The sequence below is a fragment of the Nocardioides kribbensis genome (assembly GCF_015070375.1).
Taxonomy (GTDB): domain Bacteria; phylum Actinomycetota; class Actinomycetes; order Propionibacteriales; family Nocardioidaceae; genus Nocardioides; species Nocardioides kribbensis.
On record NZ_JADCLL010000005.1, the window covers coordinates 348396 to 371495 of the forward strand.

Below are 23100 nucleotides of genomic sequence, written 5' to 3' on the forward strand. Positions count from 1 at the left end.
CCAGCAGGGCGCCCGGCACCCGGCGGTCGGTCAGCGGTGCGGCGTCGTCGGGCCACCCGCGGCGGCGGCCGACCAGCACGAGGACGAGCAGGGCCACCAGCCCGATGAGCCCGGCCAGCAGACCGGCGCGGTAGGCGCGGTCGGGTGCGAACACCGCCTCGACCGGGGCGGCTTCGGGCTCCGCTCCCGTGGCCGTTCCGGTGGCCGCTCCCGTGGCTGCGGAGGGGGCGGTGGCGTCAGGGAGCAGCCAGCCCTGCTGCCAGCCGTCGACGACCACCGGGGTCAGGTCGACCCCGTCCTGCGAGGCCCGCCAGCCGGTGTTGGCGTTCTGCCGCAGCACCACGAGCGCGTCGCCGGCGGCGGGCTCCACCGTGCGGGTGTCCGGGGTCCGGCGCCACGGCAGTGCCTGCTCCCCCGCGCCCAGCGGGAGGGCGGCCTGCGCGGGGTCGGTGAGCACGAGCGCGTCGACGGCGAGCGCGGCGCTGCTGGGGGCGTCGACCAGCACCTCGCCGGCGGGCAGGTCGAGGGTGGCGCCGCCGCACAGGCGGCCGTCGACGACCTCGCCGCGGGCGAGGTCGGCGGGCGCGGCCTCCAGCGCGGTGGGGAGCGTCTCGCCGTCGACGACGACGTCGGGGCCGGTGCCGCAGGGGTAGGCCACCGGCTCGGTGGGCAGCGCCAGCGGGAGGTACTCCACCCCACCCAGGTCGAGCTCGGAGATCCCCACCCCGAGGTCGATCCCGGCGGCGGCGAAGTCGAGGCTCGTGGTGCCGTCGGCCTCGAGCACCTCGAGGCGGAGCCGGTCGGTGCGGATCGGGGCCAGGCGCGCCCGTCCGTCCTCGAGGTCGACGGTGCGCTGCCCGTCGGGCCAGATGAGACGCAGCCGGGTCGGGGCCCGCACGGCGGCGTCCTCGTCGACGTCGACCGCGATCCGTCGCAGCGTGCGCTGCCCGAGCCAGGAGAGCTCCAACGCCGGGCGCAGGTCCTCGGGGTCGGCGGTCCACGTGGTGCCGGGGTCGCCGTCGACGGCGGCCAGGGCACCACCGCGCGGGTCGGGCACGGCGGTGCTGCTGACGTCGACCGACACCGGCTGGTCGCGCAGCGCGAGCCGGTCCAGCTCCGGTCCGCCGCGCGGCACCAGGCTCAGTCGGGTGTCCCACGCCGAGGCGGCGTCGAGGGTGAACGCGCGGCTCAGGCCGGCGGCCTCCTCGTCGTCGCGGTCGCGGCCGGCCACGCAGCGCACGTCGCCGTCCACGACGACGCAGCCGCGGCGGGCGTCGCGGTCGCGTCGCAGCACGACCGCGGCCGGGTCGCCCCACGACTCGGGCAGGGTCGGCAGCACGAGCCGGCGGCGTACGTCGACCCCGGGCAGCGCGACCTCGGCCAGCGACAGCGCACGGCCGGGCACCCCGGAGGCGTCCTCGACCTGGACCCAGCTGGTCTCCCCGGCCGGCAGGACGGTCTCGCGCACGTCACCGGGCCCAAGTCGAATTTCCCCGCCGATACCCGACTCCGTACGCAGCCTCACCAATTGCTCTGAGGTCGCGTTGGAGCCCCCCACGAGGTTGGCCACCCCGCCGTCAATAGGGGTTTCGAGATCAACTCGCCACGTTCCAGTCGCGGCACTAAAGGGCGCAGTCGTCCAAGCTGACGTCGGGTCGCCATCGATCGCGGCGTATGCCAAAGCGGCTCGCTGCGACCCGCCCACCGCGTCGGCATCTGCTGCGGACGATGACGCCGCGAGACCGGCAGCGCCCTCAAGCCGCGCCACTGTCAACCAGGAGTGGCTGTCAGCAAATCGGTAGTCGTCGGCTGGTCCGTCTGGACTGGCGAGTTCGTCACGGGTCTGTACCGGTGATGCCGCATCGTGCAGCCTCCCGAAGCCACGCTCGCGGGCGCGGAGCCCGTCGGTCAGCACCACCGGGGCCTCGAGGCCGCCGTCGTCGCCGACCAGGGCACCCGCGCCCTCCGCACCGTCGGCGGCGAGCACGGTCGGGGTGTCGTCGAGGAGCCCGAGCCGCGACAGGTCCAGCAGGTCCTCGGGGCCGCCGGCCACGACCACGGGCTGCTCGGTGCCCACCGCGAGCCCACCGCCGTCGGGCACCGCCCACACCTCCACCGCGGCCTGCAGCGACTGCCAGCCGCCGTTGACGAGCACCCGCTCGCCGTCGACCTCGTCGAGCAGCGAGCCACCGCCGACGTCGGGCCCGAAGGTCGCCACCCGCTCCAGCCCCGGGCTGTCGGCCAGGGCGGCGTGCACCAGCACGGGGTCGGGCACGTCGCCGTCGCGGGCCAGGTCGTTGCGCACCACGAGGTGCTCGACCCCGGCGCGCTGCAGGTAGGCCACCAGCGCCGCCGACCCCTCGCCCTGGGCCAGCCGCTCCTCGATCGCGTCGAGCATGCGGATGTTGCCCGGGCGGGTCAGCGGGATCACGTTGCGCACCGCCCAGGGCGCGTCGGCCAGCCACTGCAGCGGCTCGTCGCGCGGGCCGCCCCACACGTACTCCCCGAAGGCCGAGCCCGGCACGAGCAGGTCGGTGCCGCCCGGGTCCGTGTCGTCCTCGGCCGCCAGCCACGCCGCGGTCTGCTCCCAGTACGACGGCACCCCGAGGGTCGCGCCCGCCGGGGTCACCCGGCCCAGGGCCGCCGGCAGCGCCGCACCGGCCACGACCGCCAGGGCCATGCCGACGACGGCGGTGCGGTTGACCCGCTCCAGGCGCGCCTGCGGACCGGCGCCGGGCCCCTGCGGGGCGTCGACGTCGGCACGGTCGTCGCGGCCCCGCGCCAGCACCCGGTCGAGCACGAGGGCCAGCCCCACCACCAGCGGCAGACGCAGCACGGGGTCGAACTTGTGCACGTTGCGCAGCGGCGCCAGCGCGCCGTCGAGCAGCCCGCGCACGTCGGCGGCCCACCAGCCCTCGACCGCCCCGGTGTGGCCGGCCCCGACCATAAGCACGCCGAGGAGCACCGAGAGCACGAGGAAGGAGCGGTGCGGCGTGCGCCGGTGGGCCAGACCGGCCACCCCGAGCAGCAGCACCACGCCGCTGTTGAGCACGAGGGTCGCGGTGGTGATCAGGTCGTTGCCGGCGCGCGAGGCGGGGTCGACGTAGGGCACCCAGTTCGAGGTGCCGCGCAGGACGTCGAAGAGCGTAGTCGGGAAGGTCGTGACCGACGTCGTCTCGATGTAGTCGAGGAACGGCGGGCTGTAGGCGCCCATCACGAAGAGCGGCACCAGCCACCACAGCGTGCCGAGCAGGGTGAACAGCGGCCACCACAGCATCAGGGCGCGCCGCCGCGGGCCGGGGGTGCGCGTGAGCAGCCACACCACGCCCAGCGGCAGCACCGCGAAGGTCGCGGCCGCGTTGACGCCGCCGACCATGGCGACCGCCAGGGCGGAGAGGGCCGCGGCACGGCGGGGCGAGCCCACCGTGGCACCGCGCACCAGCGGCAGCAGCACCCAGGGCGCCAGGGCGCTGGGCCACGCCTCGATGCTGATCGGGCCGAGCGTGGTCAGCAGCCGCGGCGAGAGCGCGAAGGCGAAGCCGGCCGTGAGGCAGGCCAGGTCGGAGCGCACCCCCAGCGCGCGGGTGACCCGCGCGGCCCCGCTGAGCGCCACCGCCATGACCAGGCCCACCCACAGCCGCTGCACCACCCAGCCGGGCAGGTCGAGGAGCCCGCCGAGGAGGAAGAACGGTCCCATCGGCCACAGGTAGCCGTAGGCCTGGTTCTGCAGCTGGCCGAAGGCTCCCTCGCCGTCCCACAGGTGCAGGGCCCGGCCCAGGAAGTCGGCGGGCGCGACGGCGAGGTCGAGCTTGGTGTCGGCGACGAGGTAGCCGGGGTCCTGGACGAAGGCCACCCCCACGACCACCAGGCACGCGGCGAGCAGCCGCAGCCGGAAGGTGGCGGTCATCGCTTGCGCAGCACCAGCACGAGGTTCCAGGTCACGACCTCGCGCAGCACCGGCACGCGCAGCATCCACCACGACCAGCGGGGGTTGTAGCGCGGTAGGACGGCCACGACCTCGGCGTCCTGCTGGCGCGCCGCCCAGTCGAGCCCGGCGGCGACGGTGACGGCGAACAGCGACTCGCCGTACTTGTTCTTCGGCTCGTGGCCGTGCCTGCGGGCGTAGCGGCGACGCGCGTAGCGGCCGCCCACGAGGTGCCACGGCGAGGTCTCGTGGCCGCCCCACGGACCCCACCACAGGCACCAGCTGATGAACGTCGTGCCGCCGGGCCGGGTGACGCGCAGCATCTCCTCGCACATCAGCCACGGGTCGGAGACGTGCTCGAGGACGTTGGAGGAGTAGCAGACGTCGACCGCGCCGTCGCGGAAGGGCAGCCGCATCCCGCTGCCGACGACCGTGCCGCCGGCGATGCCACCGAGGCCGGAGAGCTCGCCGACGTCGGAGTCGAGGGAGAAGTACGTCGCCCCCGCCGCGCGGAACGCGTCGCGGAAGTAGCCCGGCCCGCCGCCCACGTCGAGCAGGGTGGCGCCGCGCAGGTCGACGTAGGACCCCAGCTGGGTCGCGGAGTCGTCGGCGAGCGCGGTGTAGAAGCGCGCGGGATCGCTCTGCTCGTGGCGGAACTCCCCCAGCAACCGGGTCGCCCGCCCCCAGGTCGCGCGGCGACGAGCGCTGCGCGGGCCGGTCGGGAACACCCGGCCACGCCCGCGTCCGGAGGCTCGGACCTCGCCGGGTCGGCGACGGGGCAGGAGGGAGCTGGGGCGACGCACGGCGGCGAGACTACCCGCTGGTAGCCGCGTTGGTAGTGTCCGCCGGATGCACGCTCGCCCGTCCCCGGCCGACCGCCCGGCCGACCCGTCCTCCGACCCGCTGGCCGACCCGCTGGCCGACCCGCTGGCCGACCCGCTGGCCGCCTCGCTGGCCGGCACCTCGGTGGTGTTCCTCAGCTGGCGCGACACCAGCAACCCCGAGGGCGGGGGCGCGGAGCGCTACCTGGAGAAGATGGCGGCGGGGCTGGTCGCGCGCGGCTGCGAGGTCACCGTCTTCTGCGCCGCCCACGCCGCGGCACCGCCCGAGCAGGTGGTCGACGGCGTCCGGTTCGTGCGGCGCGGCACGAAGCTCTCGGTCTACCTCGAGGGCATGCGCGCGCTGCGCCGCGGCGACCTCGGCGACCCCGACGTGGTCGTCGACGTGCAGAACGGCCTGCCCTTCTTCAGCCGTCTCGTCACCCGTGCCCCCGTCGTCGTGCTCGTGCACCACGTGCACCGCGAGCAGTGGCCCGTGGTCTACCCCGGGCTGGTGGGCCGGGTCGGCTGGTGGATCGAGCGGCGCCTCGCACCGAGGCTCTACCACCGCTCCCAGTACGTCGCCGTCTCGCGCGCCACCGCCCGCGAGCTGCGGGCGCTCGGGGTGCGCGGCCCCCGGGTCGCCGTGGTGCACAACGGCACCGACCCGTGGGTGCCGGTCGACCCCGGCCCCTCCCCCCGGCCGCTCGTCGCCGTCGTCGGCAGGGTGGTGCCCCACAAGCAGGTCGAGCACGCCGTCGACGCGGTCGTCGCGCTGCGCGAGGAGGTGCCCGGCCTGCACCTCAGCGTCGTCGGCAGCGGCTGGTGGGAGGCGCAGCTGGCCGAGCACGTCGCGGCCGTCGGCGCCGACGACCTGGTGACGCTGGAGGGCCACGTCACCGAGGAGCGCAAGCACGAGGTCTACGAGCGCGCCTGGGTGCTCGCCCTGCCCTCGCTCAAGGAGGGCTGGGGCCTGGTGATCGGCGAGGCCGGCATGCACGCCACCCCCACCGTCGCCTACCGCTCCGCCGGGGGCACCCAGGAGTCGGTCGAGGACGGCGACTCGGGCCTGCTGGTCGACGACCAGACCGCCTTCACCGACGCCCTGCGGTCTGTGCTCACCGACGACGCCCTGCGCGAGCGGCTGGGCGAGGGCGCCCGGCGCGTCAGCCGCACCTACACCTGGGAGGCCGCCCAGCAGGCCTTCGCCCTCGTGCTGCTCGCCGCGGTGGAGGGGCGCCACGTCGCGAGCCAGGACCCCGAGGTGGTCGCCGACGTGCGGCCCCGCCGCTCGCGGGCGCGGCGCGGGGGCACGGGCGCCGGCCCGCTCGCACGGGCCCGGCGGGCCCTGGACGCCAGGAGGGGCCGGCGGTCGCGATGACCTCCGGCCCCTCCGGGCACGCTGGGTGACGGCGCCGCTGCGCCGCTGCGTCAGTTGGTCGAGCCGTAGCCCACGACCTGCGAGGCGTCGGTGACGCTCACCGGGCTCTGATCGGGCTTCTGCGTCTGCGACGAGACGACACCGACGATGGTGGCGGTGGCCATGGCGCCGCCGACGAGGACGGCCGCGACCGTGCTGAGAATAGTTCCCACTGTGTAAACCCCTCCCTGAGTTCCGGGGAAGCGTAACAGTGACGGCCGTCTCAGGCGGAGTTCACGCCGACTTCCGGAGCACGCGGCGCGCCGTGGCCCGTGCTCCGGTCGCCAGGGCGAGCACGCACACCACCGCGGGGCCCCCCAGGTACGCCGCCCAGGCGAGCACCAGCGCGACGACCCAGGTGCGCGGGGCCGGGTCGGCCTCGACCCCGCCGAGGCGCACGACCCGCAGCCCGGGCCCGTCGACCAGCACCTGCCCGGCCACCTCGGGCACGTCGGCGGAGAGGGCGGCGGCGGCCTCGAGGTCGACCACCACCACCGCGACGCCCAGGGCGGCGAGGTCCGTGGCGGCGGCCTCGGGGGTGCCCGCGTCGAGCGCGGCCAGCGCCGCGCGGGCCCGGGGGTCCTCCCCGGCGACGGCCGTGCGGTCGACCACGAGGGAGTCGTCGGCGACGTAGTCGGGCGCCAGGTAGCGACCGAGGGGGTCGAGCACCTTGCGGTCGTCGTTCCACGCCGGCTGGCGGTAGCTCGAGGCGGGCAGGACGAGCACGTCGCCCCCGCTGGACGCGGCGGCGGCCGAGACCACCGGGCGGGCCGCGGCCCACGACGACGGGAAGTCGACGGCGCCCAGCCGGCCCGCCGCGCCCCACGTCGCGTCGGGCAGCAGCGCGACGGGCAGCAGGACCGCGGCGCCCGCCACCGCCAGCGGCAGCACCGGGGTCGCCGGGCGACGCGCCAGCGCGAGCAGCACACCGGCGCCGTGGGCCACGAGGAGCACCAGCAGCGGCGCGCACAGCAGCAGCAGCCGCGACCCGTCGCGCAGCAGGCCGAGGCCCGGCACGCTCGCCGCCAGCGAGCCGAGCGCGTCGGGGGCGGCCCAGGTGAGCACGGCGAGCAGCCACCCGGTCGCCCACGCGGCCAGCAGCACCCCCCGCTCCCGCGCCACCGTCGCCCGCCACCACGCGCGCGAGCCGAGCAGCGCCAGCGCCGTGAGCACGACGAGCGCCACCCACCCCGTGGCGCCCAGGCGGCTGGGCGGCACGACCTCGACGTTCCACACCCCGCCCAGCGTCAGCGCGGCCAGCGGCCCCGGCACCGCGCCCTCCCCCTGCAGCGCGAAGAGACGCGCGCCCGCCGCGTCGGTCGTCGCCACCGACGCGTGCAGCGCCCCGGCCACCAGCCACGGCGCGTTGCCGGCCGCCGCCATCGCCAGCACCGCGCGACGCCGGCCGCGCCCCCAGGCGGCCAGCACGAGCACGAGCGCCGAGGCCAGGCCTGCACTGGCGCTCAGGCAGGCGAGCGGCACCACCAGCCACAGCCGGCGGGGCACACGCCCCCCGGCGCGCCACTCCCGCGCGAGCAGCAGCAGCCACGGCAGCGCGGCGTAGGCGACCAGGACGGGCCAGGCGCCGAGCACGAGCCGCTCGACCACGAAGGGGTTCCACTGCCACAGCCCGACGGCGAGCAGCCGCACCGGCGTCGGCCCGGGCGCCAGCCGTGCGGCCCCCACGCCGCCGGCGACCAGGCTCCCCAGGAGCACGAGCTTCTGCAGCACCATGCCGCCGACCACCTCGTCGAGCAGCCCGACCACCGCGTCGGAGGGCACCGCCCGCGGCAGCCCCGAGCCCAGCCCCCACACGTCGGGACGCAGGGCCAGGTCGGGCACCCACACCATGTCGAAGCTCAGCACGTAGCCCGGCGCGAGGGCCGGCCCGAGCAGCAGGACCGCCAGGAGCAGCGACCACAGCGGCACCAGCCAGGGCGGTGTGGGCCGGGGGTCGACCGCGCGGCGCTCGGAGGGGTCGTGCTGTCCGGTGTCGGTCACGGTGCCCCTCGTCCTCCCCTCGTCGTCGACGCCCTCGTCGTCCGTCGCGCGCGGGGTCGCGGTGATCCAACCACCCCGGCCGGAGCGTCCGGGCACCACCGGCGGCGCGCCCCGTCGTAGTGTTCGTGCCCGTGACCTCCACGACCGCGCCGACGACCCGGCGCCTGCGCGGCGGCGCCTCGATCGCCGTGGCGATGGGCGTCATGAACGTCGCCACCTACGGCTACACCGTGGCCGCGGCGCACCTGCTCGGCCGCGAGCCCTTCGGTGCCTTCTCCGCCCTCATGGGCGTCCTGCTCGTGGTCAACGTGCTGTCGCTGGGCCTCCAGGCCACGGGTGCCCGGCGGATCTCGGCGGCGCCGGCGCAGACCGAGGAGATCGAGCGGGTCGTGCTCGGCGTCGGGGTGCGCAGCGCGCTGGGACTCGGCGCGCTGTGCCTGCTCGCCTCCCCCGTGCTCAACACCGTGCTCCAGCTCCGCAGCCTGCCCACCGCGATGCTGGTCGCCCTCGCGGCGGCGCCGCTGACCCTCATGGGTGCGCAGGCCGGGGTGCTCCAGGGCGAGCGCCGCTGGGAGCCGCTGGCCCTGGTCTACCTCACCCAGGGGCTCGGCCGCGTCGCCTGCGGACTGGGGCTGATGGCGGTGTGGCCGACCGAGTTCGCCGCGATGCTCGGCGTGGCGCTCGGCGCCTGGCTGCCGGTGCTGGTCGGCTGGGTCGCGCTGCGGCGCCCCCGGCCCGAGGTCGAGACCCCCGAGGGCCACCCCGGCGTGGAGCTGCTGCGCGAGGTCGGTCGCAGCAGCCAGGCCCTCTTCGCCTTCTTCGCCCTCTCCAACGCCGACATCCTGGTCGCCCGCGCCGTGCTGCCCGACGACCAGGCGGGCCTCTACGCCGCCGGTCTGATCCTGGTCAAGGCGGTGCTCTTCCTGCCGCAGTTCGTGGTGGTCATCGCCTTCCCCAGCATGGCCTCCGACGGCGCCAGCCGTCGCGCCCTGCTGCTGTCGCTGTCGACCACCGCGGTCCTCGGGGCGTGCGCTCTGGGCGGCACCCTGCTCCTGCCCGACCTGGCGCTGCTCTTCGTCGGCGGCTCCGACTTCGACGACATCAAGTCCGAGCTGTGGCTCTTCGCCATCGTCGGCACCCTGCTGGCGATGCTGCAGCTGCTCCTCTACTCCGCCCTGGCCCGTCGCCAGGGCCGCGCGATCCTGGCGCTGTGGACCGGGCTCGTCGTGCTCGTCGCGGGAGCGCTGACGGTGGAGTCGGTGGGCTCGCTCATCGTGCTGGTCGTCGTCATCGACGCCTGCCTCTTCGTGTGCCTGCTCACCCTGGCCCTGCTCGACCGCCCGGCCGTCGCCCCCGAGGCGGCACCGGCGCGCGTCGGCGACTGAGCCCGCCCGCGCCCTCCGGCACCACCGGCGACGGGAGCGGCCGGCCGGCCGGGGGTGGCTAGTGGGCCGCGTCGTGCCAGCTGCGGCCGGTGCCGACGGAGACGTCGAGCGGCACGGCCAGGTCGGCGGCGCCGCCCATGTGGGTGCGCACGAGGGCCTCGAGGGCCTCCCGCTCTCCGGCGGCGACCTCGAGCACGAGCTCGTCGTGCACCTGGAGCAGCATCCGCGAGCGCAGGCCCTCGGCGGCGATCGCCTCCTCCACCCGCAGCATCGCGACCTTGATGATGTCGGCGGCCGAGCCCTGGATGGGGGCGTTGAGCGCCATCCGCTCGGCCATCTCGCGGCGCTGACGGTTGTCGCTGGTGAGGTCGGGCAGGTAGCGACGGCGACCCATGATGGTCTCGGTGAAGCCCGAGCGACGGGCCTCCTCGACGATGCCCTCGAGGTAGTCGCGGATGCCGCCGAAGGTCTCGAAGTACTCCTCCATCAGCCCGCGGGCCTCGCCCGGCTCGATGCCGAGCTGCTGGGAGAGCCCGAAGGCCGAGAGGCCGTAGGCCAGGCCGTAGTTCATCGCCTTGATCTTGGCCCGCTGCTCGACGGTGACCGCGTCGGCCGGGGTGTCGAAGACCCGGGCCGCGGTGATCGAGTGGAAGTCGCGCCCCGACCTGAAGGCCTCGATGAGCAGGGCGTCCTCGGAGAGGTGGGCCATGATGCGCATCTCGATCTGGCTGTAGTCGGCGGTCATCAGGCACTCGAAGTCGGCGCCGTCGGCCCCGCGACCGACCACGAAGGCCTCGCGGATGCGCCGACCCTCCTCGGTGCGGATCGGGATGTTCTGCAGGTTGGGGTCGGTGCTGGAGAGCCGGCCGGTGGCGGCGATCGTCTGGTTGTAGGTGGTGTGGATGCGCCCGTCGGGGGCCACGGTCTTGAGCAGGCCCTCGATGGTCTGGCGCAGCCGGATGACGTCGCGGTGGCGCAGCAGGTGCAGCAGGAACGGGTGCTCGGTCTTGACGTAGAGCGCCTGCAGCGCGTCGGCGTCGGTGGTCCACCCGGTCTTGGTGCGCTTGGTCTTGGGCATGTCGAGCTCGTCGAAGAGCACCACCTGCAGCTGCTTGGGCGAGCCGAGGTTGATCTCCTTGCCGATGACGGCGAAGGCCTCGTCGGCGGCCTGCTTGACCTCGTCGGCGAAGTGGGACTCCAGCGCCTCCAGGTGGTCGGTGTCGACGGCGATGCCGACCTGCTCCATGCGGGCGAGCTGCTCCACCAGCGGCAGCTCGACCTGCGCCATGAGCTCGCGCCCGCCGTGCTCCTCCACCGCGGTGTCGAGGGCCTCGGCGAGGTCGACGACGGCGCGGGCGCGCAGCATCGCGACGTCGGCGACGGCCTCGTCCTCGTCGAAGAGCAGGCCCTGGTCGCCGTCGGTCTCCTCGCGCAGCTCGCGGCGCAGGTAGCGCAGCGTGAGGTCGGCCAGGTCGTAGGAGCGCTGGTCGGGCCGCACGAGGTACGCCGCGATCGCGGTGTCGCTCTGCAGGCCGCGCAGGGTCCAGCCGTGGGCGGCCAGCGCCAGCACCGGGCCCTTGGCGTCGTGGAGCACCTTGGGCCGGGCGGCGTCGCCGAGCCACGCCGCCAGCGCGGCGTCGTCGGCGGGGGTCAGGGTGGCGGTGTCGACGTAGGCCGTGCGGTCACCGGGGGCGGCCAGCGCGAGGCCGTCGACGCGACCGGAGCCGGCGCCCCACGCGCCCCGCACGTGCAGACCCACGACGCCGTCGCCGGTCTCCTCCAGCCACGGGCCCAGCTCGTCGGCGCCCAGGGTGGTGCCGCCGACCTCGAAGCCGGGACCGTCGACCTCCTCCTCCGAGGTCAGGGTCTCGAAGAGCCGGTCGCGCAGCACGCGGAACTCCAGCCCGTCGAAGAGGGTGTGGACCTCCTGGCGGTCCCAGGGACGCATCGCGAGGTCGGCGGGCAGCAGCTCGAGGTCGAGGTCGCGCACGAGGGCGTTGAGGCGACGGTTGCGGATCACGTCGCCGAGGTGGGCGCGCAGGTTGTCGCCGGCCTTGCCCTTGATGGCGTCAGCGTGGGTGATGACGTTGTCGAGGCCGTCGTACTGCGCGATCCACTTGGCCGCGGTCTTCGGGCCGACCCCGGGCACGCCGGGGAGGTTGTCGGAGTCCTCGCCGACCAGCGCGGCCAGCTCGGGGTAGCGGTGCGGGGGCACGCCGTACTTGGTCTCCACGGCCTCCGGGGTCATCCGGGCCAGGTCGGAGACGCCGCGCATGGGGTAGAGCACCGTGCAGGCCTCGGTGACCAGCTGCAGCGAGTCGCGGTCGCCGGTCAGCACCAGCACGTCCATGCCGTCGGCCTGGGCCTGGGTCACCAGCGTGGCGATGATGTCGTCGGCCTCGAAGCCGTCCTTCTTCAGGAACGGCACCCGCAGCGCCCCGAGGACCTCCTCGATCAGCGGCAGCTGGCTGCCGAACTCGCTGGGGGTCTTGTTGCGCTTGGCCTTGTACTCGGAGTACTCCTCCAGCCGGAAGGTCTGCCGGGAGACGTCGAAGGCCACCGCGAGGTGCGTCGGCTGCTCGTCGCGGAGCACGTTGATGAGCATCGAGGTGAAGCCGTAGACGGCGTTGGTGTGCTGACCCGTGGTGGTCGAGAAGTTCTCCACCGGCAGCGCGAAGAAGGCGCGGTAGGCCAGCGAGTGGCCGTCGAGCAGCAGCAGTCGCGGGCGGGCGGAGGCGTCGGGAGCGGGCGTCGTCTCGGGCACCCGGCGACTCTATCCGTCGCCGGGGACACCGCCACCCGCGCCGCCGGAGGGCCCGGCCGGTGTCGCGACCCCCGCTAGGTTGAGCCCCATGAGCGAGACCCCCGCACCCCGGTCCACCGACGACCTGATGGCCTCCCTGCCCCACGGCATGGGTGGGCTCAACGAGAAGATGGGCATCGAGCTCGTCGAGTTCTCCGCCGACAGGGTCGTGGCGACCATGCCCGTCGAGGGCAACACCCAGCCCTACGGCCTGCTGCACGGCGGCGCCTCGGTCGTGCTGGCCGAGAGCCTCGGCTCGATGGGCTCGGCGCTGCACGCCGACCCGCTCGGCAAGGTCGCGGTGGGCGTCGACATCAACGCGACCCACCACCGCTCGGCGACCGCGGGCCTGGTGACGGGCACCGCGACCCCGGTGCACCTGGGGCGCTCCTCGGCGTGCTTCGAGGTCGTGGTGACCGACGAGCGCGGCAAGCGGGTCTGCACCGCGCGCATCACCTGCGCGCTGGTGCCCAAGGAGCAGCTGGGCATGTGACCCGGCGCCCCGGGTGGTCCTCGGACCGGCCGGGGCGCTGTCGACGGAGCGGGCTCAGGCCTCGGCCTGGGACTCCTTGCGCCGCAGCGAGCGGCGGGCGGCGAGCACCTGCCCGCGCTGCCGGCTGGTGAGCCCGCGCCCGGTGCCGGGGCGCTGGGCCTCGATCTTGCTGCGCACCAGCGCGGTGGCGGCGACCCTGACGGTCGCCTGCGGGGCGAGCGCGAGGCGGGCCATGAAGCGGTTGGCGTCGCGGGAGCCGGAGTCGGCCGCGGTCATGACGTGGGCGACGCCGAGCTCCTCGGCGTAGGCGACGGCCGACTCCATGAGGGTGCGGCCGATGCCGCGACGGCGGTAGGCCGGCAGCACGTGGGGCGAGAGCGCCTGCACGACCGGCTCGAGGTTGATCGGGCTGACCGTGGCCACGCGGAGGTAGACCGCCCCGGCCGGCTCACCGTCGTGCTCGGCCACGAGCAGCCGCTGCTCGGGGGAGTCGGCGGCCGACTTGATGACGACCTCGAGGTCGGCGACCTGCTCCTGCAGGTCGGTGCGACGCAGCGAGTCGGCCCACAGCTCGGCCAGGAACAGGGCGTCGGCGACCGCGGCGGGCCGCAGCGAGACCTGCGAGCGTGTCATCGACCCGACCCTCCCCTGGGCCCTCGGCAGGGCCCGTCCTTGGTGGGCGCCCCCCGGCGAGCCCCCTTCGTGCGTGTGACGCGCCGTCGAGACTACGCTCCCTCCCGATCGACTGTCAGAGGAGTCCCGTGATCCCCGGTGCCGGCACGCTCGTCAACGTCGCGACCGTCCTGCTGGGCTCCGGGCTGGGCGTCCTGCTGGGCAACCGGCTGCCGACCCGCACCCGCGAGCTGGTCACCGACGCCCTCGGCCTCGTCACACTGCTCATCGCCGCCACCTCGGCGATGGAGGTGCTCTCCCCCGACCTGAGCGACGCCGTCGGCAGCAGCGCCCCGATGCTCGTGGTCCTCGGCGCCATGCTGGTCGGCGGGATCGTCGGCTCCACGCTGCGCCTGGAGCAGCGCGTCGAGCAGCTGGGGGCCTGGCTGCAGCGCCGCCTCGGCGGGGGCCCCGGGCCGGGTGACGCAGCACCGGACGCCGCGGCGACGGACGCCGCAGGACCGGGAGCGGCGGCGGGCGAGCGGCGCCGACGCTTCGTCGAGGGCTTCGTCGTGGCCTCGCTGGTCTTCTGCACCGGGCCGCTGACCATCCTGGGCTCCCTCAACGACGGCCTCGGCAACGGCGCCGACCAGCTCTACCTGAAGTCGACCCTCGACTTCTTCGCCGCCATCGCCTTCGCGGCCTCCTTCGGGTGGGGCGTGGCCGCCTCGGTGCTCACCGTCGTCACCGTGCAGGGCGGGCTGACCCTGGTCGGGCTCGCGCTGGGCGACGTGCTCCCCGACGCCCAGCTCGCCGCGATCACGGCCACCGGCGGGCTGCTGCTCGTCGGGGTCGCGCTGCGGCTGCTGCGCATCCGCGAGGTGGCCGTGGCCGACCTGCTGCCGGCGCTGCTCGTGGCCCCGCTGCTGGTGACGGCGCTCGCGGCGTACCGCTGATCCTCGCGTGACGGGGCCCCCGGGGGCGCCGATCCGGCCCCAAGGTCACGAATCGGCCACAAACGTTTCAGCCTGCGCAAGCGGGGTACCAAAGCGGCCCTTGCGCACTAGGTTGCCTCCTGTGCCGTGACCCCGACCACGGCGCCACGAGATCCCGGAGGACAGATGAAGCGTAGATCCACCACGATCCGCCTCGCCGCCGTTGCGGCTGCCAGCGCGATGGTGCTCGCAGGCTGCGGCAGCGACTCGGGCGACGAGGAGCCCAGCTCCACCAGCTCCGACAGCGGGTCCTCGGCCCCGACCGCGGAGGGCGACGGCACCCTGGTGTTCGGCACGCTGCTCCCGCAGACCGGCAGCCTCGCCTTCCTCGGCCCGCCGGAGTTCGCCGGCGTCGACCTGGCCGTCAACGACATCAACGAGGCCGGCGGCGTCCTCGGCGCCGACGTCGAGAGCGTCCGCGGCGACTCGGGCGACACCGACTCCGGCATCGCCCCGGCCGAGACCGACAAGCTCCTCGACGGGGGCGCCGACGTCATCGTCGGTGCCGCGTCCTCGGGCGTCTCGCTCACCGTGATCGACAAGATCATGTCCTCGGGCGCGGTCATGTTCTCCCCGGCCAACACCTCCACCGCCTTCGACGAGGGCGACTACGCGGAGCCGGACAACTACTTCCGCACCGCCCCCTCCGACATCCTCCAGGGTGCGGTCATGGCCAACCTGCTGCTGCAGGACGGCCGCCAGAACGTCGCGATCCTCGCCCGCCAGGACGCCTACGGCGAGACCCTGGCCGAGCAGATCGCCACCAACCTGGAGAACGCCGGCAGCCAGGTCGCCGCCACCGTGTTCTACGGCGAGAAGGCCCAGTCCTACGACTCGCAGGTGGAGGAGATCGCGGGCTCCGGCGCCGACGCCGTCGTGCTGGTCGCCTTCGAGGAGACCACCTCGATCATCCCGCAGCTCATCCAGGCCGGCGCCGGTCCGCAGGACCTGCCGACCTACTTCGTCGACGGCAACACCGCCAACTACGACAAGTCGGCCACCGCTCCGCTGCCCGACGGCACCCTCGAGGGCACCAAGGGCACGATCCCGGGCGCCGAGACCGCGGCCGACTTCAAGGACCGCCTGGCCACGGTCGACGACAACCTGAAGGACTACGCCTACGCCGCGGAGTCCTACGACGCCACCATCGTCTCCGCCCTGGCCGCGATCGCGGCCGACAGCGACGCCGGTGACGCCATCGCCGAGCAGATCCCCGACGTGACCCGCGAGGGCACGAAGTGCACCACCTTCGAGGAGTGCGCCGGCCTGCTGGCCGACGGCGAGGACATCGACTACGACGGTGTCTCCGGCCCCATCGAGCTGAGCGACCTGGGCAGCCCGACCTCGGCGTCGATCGGCATCTACGAGTACGACGCGCAGAACAAGATCTCGCCGGTGGACTACATCAGCGGCGACATCTGAGCCGACCGCGGCACCGCGCCACCAGCACCCGCTTCATCCGCAGGGCCCCGGAGCACCGCTCCGGGGCCCTGCGCCGTCCCGCCCGGACGGGAGCGGGAGGGACCGGGCGACGCGCGCACCGGTCCCCCCGCTCAGGCCACCGTGGTGGTGGACGCCCCGCGGTCCCGCGTCGCGGCGGGCCGCTCGTGCGCCGTGCCCTCCTCCGCGGCCTCGAAGGCCGGGTCGTCGGCGAAGGACTTCAGGCGCGCGATGCGGTAGATGAGCAGGCCGTAGAGCGCCTTGGCCAGGATGTCGGCGATGGAGTAGCCGGCCTGCTTGCCGACCCAGGCGTCGGAGCCGTCGAGGCCGAGCAGGGGCAGCAGGTAGGCGATCGGGTAGACCCCCCACGAGGCGAAGAGCAGGATCCGCAGCCGAGAGATGGTCTGGCGCACCGCCGGCGGCTGGCGGTCCAGCGACCGGGTCAGCTCCACGAAGAGCACGTAGAGGATGTAGAGGAAGGGCAGGGTCGACAGCAGGCCGAACACGTGGCGCAGGGCGTCGCTGTCGCTGATCTCTCCCGGGTAGCCCAGGACGATCATCAGCGCCGAGGCCGGCACGAGCCGCCACAGCAGCGACGCCTGGAGCTTGCGGGCCAGGGCGAGCACGACGACGAGCTCCACGAGCAGGAGCGGCACCGTGAGCAGCCAGTCGACGTAGCGGTAGCCCTCGTTGAACGACGCACCGACGGCCTGGGTGTAGGTGCCCTCGCCCCCGACCGCGTCGGTGACGAAGGCCTCCTTGAAGGAGCTGAAGATGCGGAAGTAGTGGTAGGCGGCGATGCCGCACACCACCGCGGAGACCAGGAGCGCCTGCCGGTAGCGCGGCAGCACGCGGGGCTGGGCGGCGACGAGGAACAGCGCGGTGAACAGCTGGGCCGCGATGACCAGCGACAGCAGGTTGTAGACCGTGTCGTACTGGCCCTGGGTGAGTTGATCGGGAATCACTGGAACGACCTCCGTTGACGTGTGGCCGAGGAGGGCGACGGCGCCCTCAGGTCAGCGCAAGTGGCGCTGACCTGCGCCGATGCGGGCCGTGGTGGGCCGCTGACGCAGCCTCAGTGTGGACCTCTACACGAACTTCAACAAGATATTTCAATCTTTTGTTGAGATTTTGCCGTCGTGGGGTCCCCGAGGCCGTCGCCGAGGTCGATACTCGCGGTGTGACCGTCCTCGAGCCCCGACTCGCCCCCGCCGGCGGGCCGGCGCGCGTCGACGTGCTCCGCACCGCGTCCCGCTGGTCGCGCCGACTCGCGGTCGTGGCCGTCGGCGGGGCCGTCGCGTTGGCGGCGGCACCGGTCCCTTCCGGGGTCTCGGGCCCCCTCGTGCTCGCCGTCGCGGGCGCCGGGCTGCTCCTCGGCCTGCCCCACGGTGCCGTCGACCACCTCGTGGCCGCGCGGCTCGCCCGCCGGCCGTGGCCCGTGCTCGCCCTCGCGTACGCCGCGGTCGCCGCGGTGAGCTGGGTCCTGCTCGCCACCGCGGGGCCGGTGGCCCTGGTCGCGGTGCTGCTGCTCAGCGTGGTGCACTTCGGCCTCGGCGAGCTCGAGGTCGTCAGGGAGGTCTCCGGGTGGCGGCCCGGCCCCGTCGTGTCGGTCGCGGTCGCTCTCGCGGGAGCCGGCGCCCTGCTGCTGCCGCTGGCCCGCGCCGGGCCGCTCCTGGTCGACGTCGGCACCGCGGTCTCCCCCGGGCTCGGGCCGCTCCTGGGCGAGCCCGTCGCGCGGGCCGCGCTCGCCGCGACCTGGGTCGCGGCCGCAGCGGTGGCGACGACGGCCGCGCTGCGGGCGGGCCAGCGTCAGGTCGCCGCCGACGTGCTGGTGCTCGGCCTCCTCGGGGCGGTCGTGCCGCCGCTCGCCGCATTCGCCCTGTGGTTCGGCGGCTGGCACGGTCTGCGCCACTGCGCCCGCCTGCTGCTCGACGACCAGCGCTGCGCCTCCTGGGTCGCCGCGGGTGACCCCGCCCGAGCGGTGCGCGTCCTGGCCGGCCGCGCCGCGTGGCCCACCCTCGCGGCCACGGCCGTGCTCGCCGCCCTCCTCGCGGGGTCCGTGCGCGCCGCCGACCCGAGCCGCGCGCTCGCCACGACGCTGCTGCTCCTGCTGGCCCTGACAGTGCCGCACATGCTGGTCGTGCTGTGGAGCGACCACCGCGCCCGGCACCCCGGCCGACTCAGCCGGTCTGCCAGGTGAAGCCCAGCTCGGAGGGCTCCGGCGGTCGTGTGCCGTCGGTGCGGGCGAGCCAGTAGAGGCAGCCCGCGTCGCCCCAGGCGGAGTCCGCACCGCCGTCGACCTGCAGCAGCGGGCGCCACCGCAGCGCCTCGCGGCGGTGCTCCTCGTCCCACGTCGCCGCGCCCAGCCGGGCCTCGGCCGCCTCCCACTCCACCGCTCCCTGCACCGGACGGGCCCAGCCTCCGAGCTGGTGACCGACCGCGTCCTCACCGACCGCGTCGTCGAGCGGCTCCCCCAGACGCTCCTCCATGGCGTCGGGGAGCTCGACCCCGGCGATCTCGAGCACCGGGTGCTCGCTGTCAGGCCAGGTGAGGACCTGGACGCCGGCGAGCGCGGCGTGTGCCCCCAGAGCCGGCCCGACCCCCTCCAGGTGGAGCAGTCGCCACCCCGCCGCGGTGCCGGGATCGGCGGCGTCGACGATCGCACCGGTGCCGTCGGGGTCGTCGTAGCAGAACGCGTGCAGCCGTCCGGTGCTCGCCAGCCGCAGGCCGGCGTCGAGGCCGGCGGCGGCCACCGCGGCGAGGTCCACCTCGGCGACGAGGCGCAGCGGACCCTCACCCGGCCACCGCGGGCGGTCGGCGCCCGGTCGGAGGTCGGGCGACCCACCGAGCCGCGCCACCGCCGGCTCCCCCGGCCCGGCGGGTCTCAGCAGCACCGCCGGGCGGAGCAGCCCGAGCCAGGCCCTCGCGCCCGCCTCGTCGAGGTGTTCCCGGGCGAGTGCGGTCATGTCCCCCATCGTGGAGAGGGCAGCCAAGGAGGACCCGGCCCCCGGTCGACGACACCCGGCAGCGACACGGGTGCGGTCCCGCTCCTGCTCCCGCAGGAGCGGGACCGCTTCCCGCAGCCGAGGTGGGGCCGGCTCAGGAGGCCTGCTTGCCCAGCGTGCCGAGGTAGAGCTCGATGACCTTCGGGTCGTCGGCCAGCGAGCGGCCCGTGCCGGTGTAGGCGCTGCGTCCCTGGTCGAGGACGTAGCCGCGGTCGCAGATCTGCAGGCAGCGACGGGCGTTCTGCTCGACCATGACGACCGAGACCCCGGCCTGGTTGATCTTGCGGGTCTGCACGAAGACCTCGTCCTGCATCACCGGCGACAGACCCGCCGACGGCTCGTCGAGCAGCAGGACCGACGGGTCCATCATGAGAGCGCGGCCCATCGCCACCATCTGACGCTCGCCGCCCGACAGCGAGCCCGCGCGCTGCTTGCGCCGGGTGCCGAGGGTCGGGAAGAGGTCGGTGACGAAGTCGAAGCGGTCCTGGAACGTCTTGGGAGCCTGGTAGCAGCCCATCTCGAGGTTCTCCTCGATGGTGAGGCTCGGGAAGACGTTGTTGGTCTGCGGCACGAAGCCGATCCCCTGCGCCACCAGTTGGTCGGCCCGCTTGTTGGTGATCGCCTCGCCCTTGAGCGTGACCTGGCCGGTGTGGATCTTGACCAGGCCGAAGAGCGCCTTGAGCAGCGTCGACTTCCCGGCGCCGTTGGGTCCGATGATGCCGACCAGCTCACCGGGCTGGCAGTAGAAGTCGGCGCCGTTGAGGATGTTGACACCCGGGAGGTAGCCCGCGATCAGGTTGTCGGCCCGCAGGACGGCGCCCTCGGCGCCGGCCTCGTGGGCGCGGCGCTCGGGGCTGTCGGGCTCGGTGGTGCCGCTCATTCCTTGGTCCCCTCGATCTCGGCCATGGCCTCTTCCATGATGGCCTCTTCGTCCATCTCGCTGAGGTCGGTGTCGTGGTGGGCGCCGAGGTAGGCGTCGATGACGCGCTGGTCGGCCATCACCGAGGCCGGGGTGCCCTCGGCGACGATCTGGCCCTGCGCCATGACGATGACCCAGTCGGAGATGTGACGCACCATGTCCATGTCGTGCTCGACGAAGAGCACGGTGCGGCCCTCGTCGCGCAGGGACTGCACGTGGCCGAGCAGCGACTGCTTGAGCGCCGGGTTCACACCCGCCATCGGCTCGTCGAGCATGATCAGCTCCGGGTCGACCATCAGCGCGCGCGCCATCTCGAGGAGCTTGCGCTGACCGCCCGAGAGCGAGCCGGCGAAGTCCTCGCGCTTGGCGTCGAGCTTGAAGCGCACCAGCAGCTCGTCGGCACGACGCGTGATCTCGTCCTCCTGCGAGGACCACAGCGACTTGAAGGGTGCCGACCAGAAGCGCTCGCCGCGCTGGCCGGTCGCCCCCAGGCGCATGTTCTCGATGACGGTCAGCTTGGAGAGCACCTTGGTCAGCTGGAAGGTGCGCACCATGCCGCGGCGGGCGACCTTGTAGGCGGCGACCCCGCTGAGGGGCTTGCCGTTGAAGCTCCAGTCGCCCGTGTCGGGGGTGTCGAAGCCGGTGAGCAGGTTGAACAGCGTGGTCTTGCCGGCGCCGTTGGGCCCGATCAGCGCGGTGATGACGCCGCGCTGGATCTCCAGGTGCTCCACGTCGACGGCCTTGAGGCCGCCGAAGGCGCGGGAGATGTTGTCGCCGACGATCAGCGGGTCGGGCTTGCGGGCCCCGGGGTCGGTGGGGACGCCGGCGAGGCCGGCGCGCCCTGTCGAGTCAGCGTCCATCGATCGCGATCTCCCTCCGGTCACCGAAGATCCCCTGTGGTCGGTAGATCATCAGCAGCATCAGTGCCAGTCCGGTGATGATGAAGCGGACGAGGCTGGACTGGGTGTCGTCCATGATCCAGCTGGGGATCAGCGGGTCGACGCCCGAGGTGGCCTGGCCGAAGAACGAGCCGAGGCCGGACAGCAGGAACCAGAAGATGATCGCGCCCACCACGGGACCGAGCACCCGGGCCGCACCACCGAGCAGCAGCGCGGTGTAGGCGTAGAAGGTGATGTTGGTGGAGTAGTCGCTCGGCACGACCGAGGACTGCTTCAGGGCCAGGAACAGACCGGCCAGGCCACCGAACATGCCGCCCAGGATGAGCGCCTGCATCTTGTAGGCGAAGACGTTCTTGCCCAGCGAACGCACGGCGTCCTCGTCCTCGCGGATCGAGCGGAGCACGCGACCCCACGGGCTGCGCATCAGCGCGAACACGATGAGGCAGCCGAGGGCCACGAGGACCCAGCCCACCGTGACCGACCAGAGGTCGTCGCGGCTGTAGCGCACGATGCCCCAGTCGATGCCCTCGGAGTAGGGGTTGAGGTCCTTGTAGACGCTGGAGTAGCCGGTGAGCCCGTTGGAGCCGCCGAAGTAGTCCTTCATCTCCACCGAGCCGAAGACCAGGCGCAGGATCTCCGCCGTCGCGATGGTGGCGATGGCGAGGTAGTCGGCCCGCAGCCGCAGGGTCGGGAACCCCAGCAGCACGGCGAGCAGCAGCGGGGCGGCGAAGGCCATGACCAGGCCCACGCCGAAGGGCAGCCCGGCCACGACCACGGTGACGGCGAGGCCGTAGGCACCCACGGCCATGAACCCGGCCTGGCCGAAGTTGAGCAGGCCGGTGTAGCCGAAGTGGATGTTGAGGCCGATCGCGGCCAGCGCGTAGACGATGGCGTTGGGACCCAGGGCCTGGGTCAGGGCCGTCGAGAAGATGTCTGTGAAGTCCATGTCGGGGTCCTTAACCGATCCGCTCGCGACGACCCAGGATGCCTTGGGGTCTGATCAGCAGGATGAGGATGAGCACGACGAGGGCGCCGACCTCCTTGATCGACGAGGGCACCCCGAAGAGGGGGCCGACCTCGACCATCAGGCCGATCACCATCGAGCCGAACAGCGCGCCCCAGATGGTGCCGAGGCCGCCCAGCGTGACCGCCGCGAAGACCAGCAGCAGCAGCTTGAAGCCCATCAGGAAGTTGACCTGGCTGTTGATGGCCAGCAGCACGCCCGAGAGCCCGGACAGCGCGGTGCCGAGGATCCACGCGTAGCTGATGACGCCGTCGACGCGCATGCCGGAGGAGGCGGCCAGGGCGGGGTTGTCGGAGACCGCCCGCATGGCCTTGCCGAGGCGGGTGCGCATGAGCGCCACGCAGACCGCGGCGATCGCCACGAGCGCGATCAGGATGATCGCGAGCTCCTTGTCGGCCAGCGCGATCGGCCCGTAGCTCTCACGCGCCTGGCTGGTGTACTGCGAGAGCGACTTGGTCGAGCTGGAGAAGAAGTACTGGTAGAGGCTGCGCAGGAAGAGCCCGAAGCCGATCGAGACGATCATCATCGCGATCAGGCCGGTGCCCCGGGCGCGCAGGGGTCTCCACAGCGCGCGGTCCTGGGCCCAGCCGAAGGCCGCGCAGACGACCACCGCCACGATGCCGGCCACGATGACGGGCAGGCCGAAGGTGCGGTTGGCGACGTAGGCCGAGATGCCGCCCAGGGTGATCAGCTCGCCGTGGGAGAAGTTCGTCAGGCCGGTGGCGCCGAAGATCAGCGACAGGCCGAGGGCCGCCAGGGCCACGATCAGGCCGAACTTCACCCCGGACACCAGGGCCGCGGCCAGCTTGTCGGCGAAGGTCGCGGTGTCGGCCGCGACGACGCCGATCGGGAAGGCGCCGAAGTTGTTGGGGCCGTCGAGACGCGCGACGACGGTCACCGAGGAGGGCGTGTCGGAGTCGAGCTCCACCCCCTCCGGCAGCGTCGCCTCGTCGAGGGTCACGGTGTAGGTGCCCTTCGCCGGGACGGCGATGATGGCGCGTCCCTCGGCGTCGGTGACGCCCTCGCCGACCTCCTGGTCGGACTCGTCGGTGACGGTCAGGCCGACGTCGGGGATCGGCGTGCCGTTGCCCTCGGAGTCGAGGTTCGAGCTGTCGGTGAGGAGGACGTTGATGCCGGTCTCGTCAGGACCGATCGTCGGCTGCGGGGCGCCGGCGTCACCCGAGGGCGAGGCCCCGGGGGAGGCCGAGGACTCCGCCGACGGACTGCTGGACGGGCTGGGGCTGGGGCTCGTCGTCCCGGCGTGGGCGGCCAGTGGCAGCAGGACCGCCACCAGCGAGGCCGCCACGAGCGCGAGGAGCGCCATCAATCGCGAAGCCACACACAACTCCTGTCGTTCCACG

Annotated in this window: 17 protein-coding genes and 1 pseudogene; 6 read left to right on the forward strand and 12 right to left on the reverse strand. The window is 73.9% G+C overall.

Going from position 1 to position 23100, the window contains the following annotated elements; all coding sequences use genetic code 11:
* Positions 1–715 precede the first annotated feature (715 nt).
* Positions 716–3907, reverse strand: a pseudogene (locus tag IR170_RS20560) (alpha-(1->3)-arabinofuranosyltransferase domain-containing protein); the annotation flags it as partial.
* A complete protein-coding gene (locus IR170_RS12865) occupies positions 3904–4728 on the reverse strand; it encodes a class I SAM-dependent methyltransferase (protein ID WP_319805062.1) in 825 nt (274 codons plus the stop codon). The pseudogene IR170_RS20560 and the gene IR170_RS12865, both read right to left, overlap by 4 nt.
* Positions 4729–4774: 46 nt before the next feature.
* On the opposite strand from IR170_RS12865, the gene IR170_RS12870 reads away from it, so the two are divergent.
* On the forward strand, positions 4775–6124 hold the full coding sequence (locus tag IR170_RS12870; protein ID WP_193664593.1) for a glycosyltransferase family 4 protein: 1350 nt from the start codon (positions 4775–4777) through the stop codon (positions 6122–6124).
* A gap of 50 nt (positions 6125–6174) precedes the next feature.
* Here the strand turns inward: IR170_RS12870 and IR170_RS12875 are convergent, their stop codons facing one another.
* Positions 6175–6336, reverse strand: a complete 162-nt coding sequence (locus IR170_RS12875) for a hypothetical protein (protein ID WP_156697706.1) — start codon at positions 6334–6336, stop codon at positions 6175–6177.
* Between the two features lie 61 nt (positions 6337–6397).
* Positions 6398–8164 (reverse strand): hypothetical protein, encoded by a 1767-nt coding sequence (locus IR170_RS12880; RefSeq protein WP_193664595.1) that lies wholly within the window; start codon positions 8162–8164, stop codon positions 6398–6400.
* A gap of 131 nt (positions 8165–8295) precedes the next feature.
* Here IR170_RS12880 and IR170_RS12885 point away from each other — a divergent pair, with 131 nt between their 5' ends.
* Positions 8296–9549, forward strand: coding sequence for an oligosaccharide flippase family protein (locus IR170_RS12885; RefSeq protein ID WP_319805063.1), 1254 nt, complete (start codon positions 8296–8298; stop codon positions 9547–9549).
* Between the two features lie 58 nt (positions 9550–9607).
* Here the strand turns inward: IR170_RS12885 and polA are convergent, their stop codons facing one another.
* The gene (polA, locus tag IR170_RS12890; protein WP_193664597.1) at positions 9608–12313 is read right to left on the reverse strand and encodes a DNA polymerase I; all 2706 of its coding nucleotides are present in this window, start codon (positions 12311–12313) and stop codon (positions 9608–9610) included.
* 88 nt (positions 12314–12401) lie between these two features.
* Between polA and IR170_RS12895 the strand changes: the two genes are divergently transcribed.
* The gene (locus IR170_RS12895; protein WP_193664599.1) at positions 12402–12845 is read left to right on the forward strand and encodes a hotdog fold thioesterase; all 444 of its coding nucleotides are present in this window, start codon (positions 12402–12404) and stop codon (positions 12843–12845) included.
* Between the two features lie 54 nt (positions 12846–12899).
* Here the strand turns inward: IR170_RS12895 and IR170_RS12900 are convergent, their stop codons facing one another.
* On the reverse strand, positions 12900–13478 hold the full coding sequence (locus IR170_RS12900; protein ID WP_193664601.1) for a GNAT family N-acetyltransferase: 579 nt from the start codon (positions 13476–13478) through the stop codon (positions 12900–12902).
* Positions 13479–13606: 128 nt separating this feature from the next.
* Between IR170_RS12900 and IR170_RS12905 the strand changes: the two genes are divergently transcribed.
* Together IR170_RS12905 and IR170_RS12910 are read left to right on the forward strand one after the other, a co-directional pair.
* Positions 13607–14413, forward strand: coding sequence for a DUF554 domain-containing protein (locus IR170_RS12905; protein WP_193664603.1), 807 nt, complete (start codon positions 13607–13609; stop codon positions 14411–14413).
* A 165-nt stretch (positions 14414–14578) separates the two neighbouring features.
* Positions 14579–15874 (forward strand): ABC transporter substrate-binding protein, encoded by a 1296-nt coding sequence (locus IR170_RS12910; protein ID WP_056904496.1) that lies wholly within the window; start codon positions 14579–14581, stop codon positions 15872–15874.
* Positions 15875–16005: 131 nt separating this feature from the next.
* Here the strand turns inward: IR170_RS12910 and IR170_RS12915 are convergent, their stop codons facing one another.
* On the reverse strand, positions 16006–16857 hold the full coding sequence (locus tag IR170_RS12915; RefSeq protein WP_193664605.1) for a bacteriorhodopsin-like: 852 nt from the start codon (positions 16855–16857) through the stop codon (positions 16006–16008).
* A 215-nt stretch (positions 16858–17072) separates the two neighbouring features.
* Between IR170_RS12915 and IR170_RS12920 the strand changes: the two genes are divergently transcribed.
* Complete coding sequence (locus tag IR170_RS12920; RefSeq protein ID WP_193664610.1) at positions 17073–18092, forward strand: beta-carotene 15,15'-dioxygenase, Brp/Blh family; 1020 nt, start codon at positions 17073–17075, stop codon at positions 18090–18092.
* On the opposite strand, the gene IR170_RS12925 is transcribed toward IR170_RS12920, so the two are convergent.
* The 5 genes from IR170_RS12925 to IR170_RS12945 form a co-directional block, all read right to left on the reverse strand.
* Complete coding sequence (locus IR170_RS12925) at positions 18073–18858, reverse strand: DUF1963 domain-containing protein (protein WP_193664612.1); 786 nt, start codon at positions 18856–18858, stop codon at positions 18073–18075. The two genes, IR170_RS12920 and IR170_RS12925, sit on opposite strands and share 20 nt — an antisense overlap.
* Positions 18859–18991: 133 nt before the next feature.
* Complete coding sequence (locus IR170_RS12930) at positions 18992–19777, reverse strand: ABC transporter ATP-binding protein (RefSeq protein WP_056862538.1); 786 nt, start codon at positions 19775–19777, stop codon at positions 18992–18994.
* A complete protein-coding gene (locus IR170_RS12935) occupies positions 19774–20676 on the reverse strand; it encodes an ABC transporter ATP-binding protein (RefSeq protein ID WP_056904499.1) in 903 nt (300 codons plus the stop codon). Before IR170_RS12935 ends, IR170_RS12930 begins: the two co-directional genes overlap by 4 nt.
* Positions 20666–21661: a branched-chain amino acid ABC transporter permease gene (locus tag IR170_RS12940; protein WP_056862536.1), complete on the reverse strand. Its 996-nt coding sequence runs from the start codon at positions 21659–21661 to the stop codon at positions 20666–20668. Before IR170_RS12940 ends, IR170_RS12935 begins: the two co-directional genes overlap by 11 nt.
* A gap of 10 nt (positions 21662–21671) precedes the next feature.
* A complete protein-coding gene (locus tag IR170_RS12945) occupies positions 21672–23078 on the reverse strand; it encodes an ABC transporter permease subunit (RefSeq protein ID WP_193664614.1) in 1407 nt (468 codons plus the stop codon).
* Positions 23079–23100: the final 22 nt, after the last annotated feature.

Coding starts and splice junctions, on each gene's coding strand:
- IR170_RS12870 (WP_193664593.1), top strand. CDS start 4,775: ATGCACGCTCGCCCGTCCCCGGCCGACCGCCCGGCCGACCCGTCCTCC.
- IR170_RS12930 (WP_056862538.1), bottom strand. CDS start 19,777: ATGAGCGGCACCACCGAGCCCGACAGCCCCGAGCGCCGCGCCCACGAG.
- IR170_RS12935 (WP_056904499.1), bottom strand. CDS start 20,676: ATGGACGCTGACTCGACAGGGCGCGCCGGCCTCGCCGGCGTCCCCACC.
- IR170_RS12895 (WP_193664599.1), top strand. CDS start 12,402: ATGAGCGAGACCCCCGCACCCCGGTCCACCGACGACCTGATGGCCTCC.
- IR170_RS12900 (WP_193664601.1), bottom strand. CDS start 13,478: ATGACACGCTCGCAGGTCTCGCTGCGGCCCGCCGCGGTCGCCGACGCC.
- IR170_RS12925 (WP_193664612.1), bottom strand. CDS start 18,858: ATGACCGCACTCGCCCGGGAACACCTCGACGAGGCGGGCGCGAGGGCC.
- IR170_RS12940 (WP_056862536.1), bottom strand. CDS start 21,661: ATGGACTTCACAGACATCTTCTCGACGGCCCTGACCCAGGCCCTGGGT.
- IR170_RS12910 (WP_056904496.1), top strand. CDS start 14,579: ATGAAGCGTAGATCCACCACGATCCGCCTCGCCGCCGTTGCGGCTGCC.